3 protein-coding genes and 1 tRNA gene are annotated in these 3,322 nt (G+C 70.0%); 3 read left to right on the forward strand and 1 reads right to left on the reverse strand.

Features of this window, described 5'->3' with window-relative positions:
• Positions 1–284: 284 nt before the first annotated feature.
• Positions 285–1,034 carry a hypothetical protein gene (locus AC08ON_RS02435; protein WP_476616389.1) on the forward strand — a complete coding sequence of 250 codons (750 nt, stop codon included), beginning with the start codon at positions 285–287 and terminating at the stop codon, positions 1,032–1,034.
• Here the strand turns inward: AC08ON_RS02435 and AC08ON_RS02440 are convergent.
• Positions 994–1,066 (reverse strand) — tRNA-Leu (locus tag AC08ON_RS02440). The two genes, AC08ON_RS02435 and AC08ON_RS02440, sit on opposite strands and share 41 nt — an antisense overlap.
• A 246-nt stretch (positions 1,067–1,312) precedes the next feature.
• Here AC08ON_RS02440 and AC08ON_RS02445 point away from each other — a divergent pair.
• Positions 1,313–1,912 carry an ANTAR domain-containing response regulator gene (locus tag AC08ON_RS02445; protein ID WP_476606274.1) on the forward strand — a complete coding sequence of 200 codons (600 nt, stop codon included), beginning with the start codon at positions 1,313–1,315 and terminating at the stop codon, positions 1,910–1,912.
• A 148-nt stretch (positions 1,913–2,060) separates the two neighbouring features.
• On the forward strand, positions 2,061–3,322 hold a 1,262-nt coding region (locus tag AC08ON_RS02450), incomplete at its 3' end, for a branched-chain amino acid ABC transporter substrate-binding protein (protein ID WP_476616377.1).

Here is a 3,322-nt window from a genome sequence, read left to right on the forward strand (position 1 = left end):
CTTAGCGCAACAGGCCGTCACACCATGCGACCTTCGCGCAGCCCTGGGTGTTCAACCGGCGGGCGACCCGGTCCCGACATGGGGCGGTCAACGGGCCGGAGAAGTGGGTGTGGTCATCCGAACCCGTCCACGAACCCTTGATCCCGAAGTGGATGTACGACGAGTTCAACGCCAACCGGCAGACCCGGCGCGGCTCCCGCGAGCACAACGAACTCAACCGCCACCCCGCGACCAAACGGACCTACGTGTTCCGGGGAATGATCCACTGCACCTGCGGGCGGCGGATGTTCGGAACCGTCCGCGATCCCAGTGCACCTGTCTGGTACAAGTGCTGGCCCCGAGCGAACAACCGGGGCCGTGACGACAAGTTCGCCGGACACCCCAACAGCGTCCGTATCCGCGAAGACGTCCTTGAAGCCGCGATCGCCGGCTTCTACGCCGAACGCGTCTTCGGGCGCGACAGGATCGCCCTCCTGAGCGCCGAACTCGCGACCTACGACGACCGAGCCGAGCGGGAACGAGCAGCCGAGCGAGGCCGGCTCCAGAAGAAGATCGACGAACTTGATCGCAGGCAGGGCAACCTGCTCCGCCAGGCGCAGGACGGCGACCCCGACGACCCGTTCACCCAGGGACTGCGCAGTAGCTACAACCAGCTCGACGCAGAGCGTAGGACCGCCCTCGGGAAGATCAAGGATCTCGACGCGGCGGACGAAACCGCACCCGACCGGCCAGGCCAAGACAGCCTCGCCCTCCTCGACGCCCTGCCGGAGCTGCACCTCAAGCTCCGCCAGGCGCCGGAAGCGTTGCAGCGACGCCTCTACGAAAGCACTCAGCTCACCGTCCACCTCGATCACGAAAGGCAGGAGGTGCACATGATGATCAAGATTCCGGTGGCAGACCTCGGCAAGGTCGCCCATCTGGCGGGAGTGACGGCCGCCGCCCCCGGGCCGCCCCGGCAGCCACAGGGCATCCACAGCGCGTGGATGCTGTACGTACCCCGGGTGGGATTCGAACCCACACTGTCGGTGGTTTGAGCACCGTCTCTCTGCCGTTGGAGTACCGGGGCCGGCGGGTGGAGCGTGTTGGATCAGACGGAACAGGGGCGAGTTGGCGCAAGTGAAACGGGCGGAGGAACCGGGCGGGACGAGGGCGAGGAGATCGCCGTCGAACCCGGCCGGAACCGCTCCTTGAAGACTCTATCCGGGTAGGGTGCGTTTCGACCTCCCGCCCTCCGTGTCCGGGGCGGGACGGCCCCCCGATCGTCCGTCCTGTCACACTAGGGACGCACCTCCGAGACCAGGAGTCCGACTCGATGAGCCACCCCTCCTCGAACCCGCGCCGGGTTCTGATCGCCGAGGACGAAGCGCTGATCCGGCTCGACCTCAGGGAGATGCTCCAGGAGGAGGGCTATGAGGTGGTCGGGGAGGCGGGCGACGGCGAGATGGCCGTCAACCTCGCCGGCAAGCTCCGCCCCGACCTGTGCATCCTCGATGTGAAGATGCCGAGGATGGACGGCATCGAGGCCGGTGCGAAGATCGCCAAGGACCGTATCGCTCCCGTCGTCATCCTCACCGCCTTCAGTCAGCGGGAGCTGGTGGAACGTGCCCGTGAGGCCGGCGCCATGGCCTACGTGGTCAAGCCGTTCCAGAAGAAGGACCTGCTGCCCACGATCGAGATGGCGATGAGCCGCTTCACCGAGATCGTGAGCCTTGAGGCCGAGGTGGAGGACCTGCAGGGGCGCCTGGAGGCCGGGAAGATCATCGAGCGGGCCAAGGGCGTGCTGCAGACCGAGCACGGCATGACCGAGCCGGATGCCTTCCGCTGGATCCAGCGCACCTCGATGAACCAGCGCCGGACGATGCGGGCGGTCGCCGAGGCCGTGCTGTCGGGTGAGGCGTTGCCGGGCTCGTGACCTCCGTGTCCGTGACCTTCGTGTCCGTGATCTCCGTGTCCGTGATCCCGGAGGCCGGGTGAGCGATTCGTCGCGGGCGTCTCTCGCGTCGATGACCGGTTCGATCGGGCGGTGGACCCGGGCCAGATCGTGCACCGGTCGCGGACGCGTGGCGCTTGCGGCTCTCGCTGTCCTGGTCCTCGCGGTGCCCTCGGTCCTGGGGCTCACGCTGGCCGCCAGCCTCGGTGCAGGCGATGACGCCGGTGGCGGCGCTGGCGCCAGAGCCGCCACCGGCGTCACCCGGGTCGCCACCCTCGGTGTGATGGCGCCGCTGTCCGGGGATCTCTCCACGGACGGGGTGAGCGCGCGCAACGCCGTCGCGCTCGCGGTCGACGAGGCCAACAAGTCCGGGGCCGTCCCGGGCTGGCGCATCGAGCTGTCCGCCCACGACGACCTGTCCCGTCCGGACGGGGGAGCGCAGGCCGTGGACGCCTTCGTGGCGAACAATTATGTCATCGGCGTGGTCGGGCCGCTGAGCTCACTCGTAGCGAAGGTGTCCCTGCCCACGCTGAGCGCCGCTGGCATCCCCGTCGTCTCCCCGTCGAACGCGGACCCGACGCTGACCGACTCCGGTTCCCGGCCGCGCACCCGGCCCTTCCCGTCCTACTTCCGCCTGGCCGGAACGGACGAGCGCCAGGCCCGGGTCGCCGCCGAGTACGCGGTCAGGACGCTCGGCCGCAGGCGTATCGCCGTCGTTGACGGCGAACCGAGATACGGCACGACCCTGGGCGCCCGTTTCGCGGCGCGCGCCGCCGCTCTCGGCGCGTCGGTGACATCGGTGTACCAGGTCCGGGGGGACGAAGCGGACGGATCCGAGATCGCCGACACCGCGCGGGCGATCGAGGAGGACGCCCCCGATCTGGTCTACGTCTCGACGGGTGCGGCCTTCGCCGGGAAACTGCGGGCCCGGCTCGCCGACGCGGGGACGTCGATCCAGGTAGTGGGTTCGGACGCGTTGCTCCAGCCCCGCTACACCGACGAGGCGAGGTCGGCAGCCGACGGCGATCTGATCATCGGTCCGCTGGTCCCGCCGACCCGGCTGCCGTCCTCGGGTGCCTTCGTCGCGGACTACTCCGACCGTTTCGGGGGACCGGCGGATGACGAGGGCAGTACCCGCCCTGGGGCCTCGGGCGGCGTGGAATCGCCTGGCGCGGGTGGGCGGTCGAGTGGGGCTCTGGGCCTGCGGAGCCAGGAGGACCCTGCGGAGACCGCCTCGCCCGGCCGGGGCGTCACCACCACCCCGAGGGTGGTTCACGGCACCTCGGCACCGGCACCGGCACCGGGGCCGGCATCGGCACCGGGGCCGGGCCTGGAGGAGGGGCCCCACGGGCCGCCGGCCGCCGGTACCCGCGGTACGTCCGGGGTGAACGA

This window comes from Frankia sp. CoWAU3, from assembly GCF_977971855.1.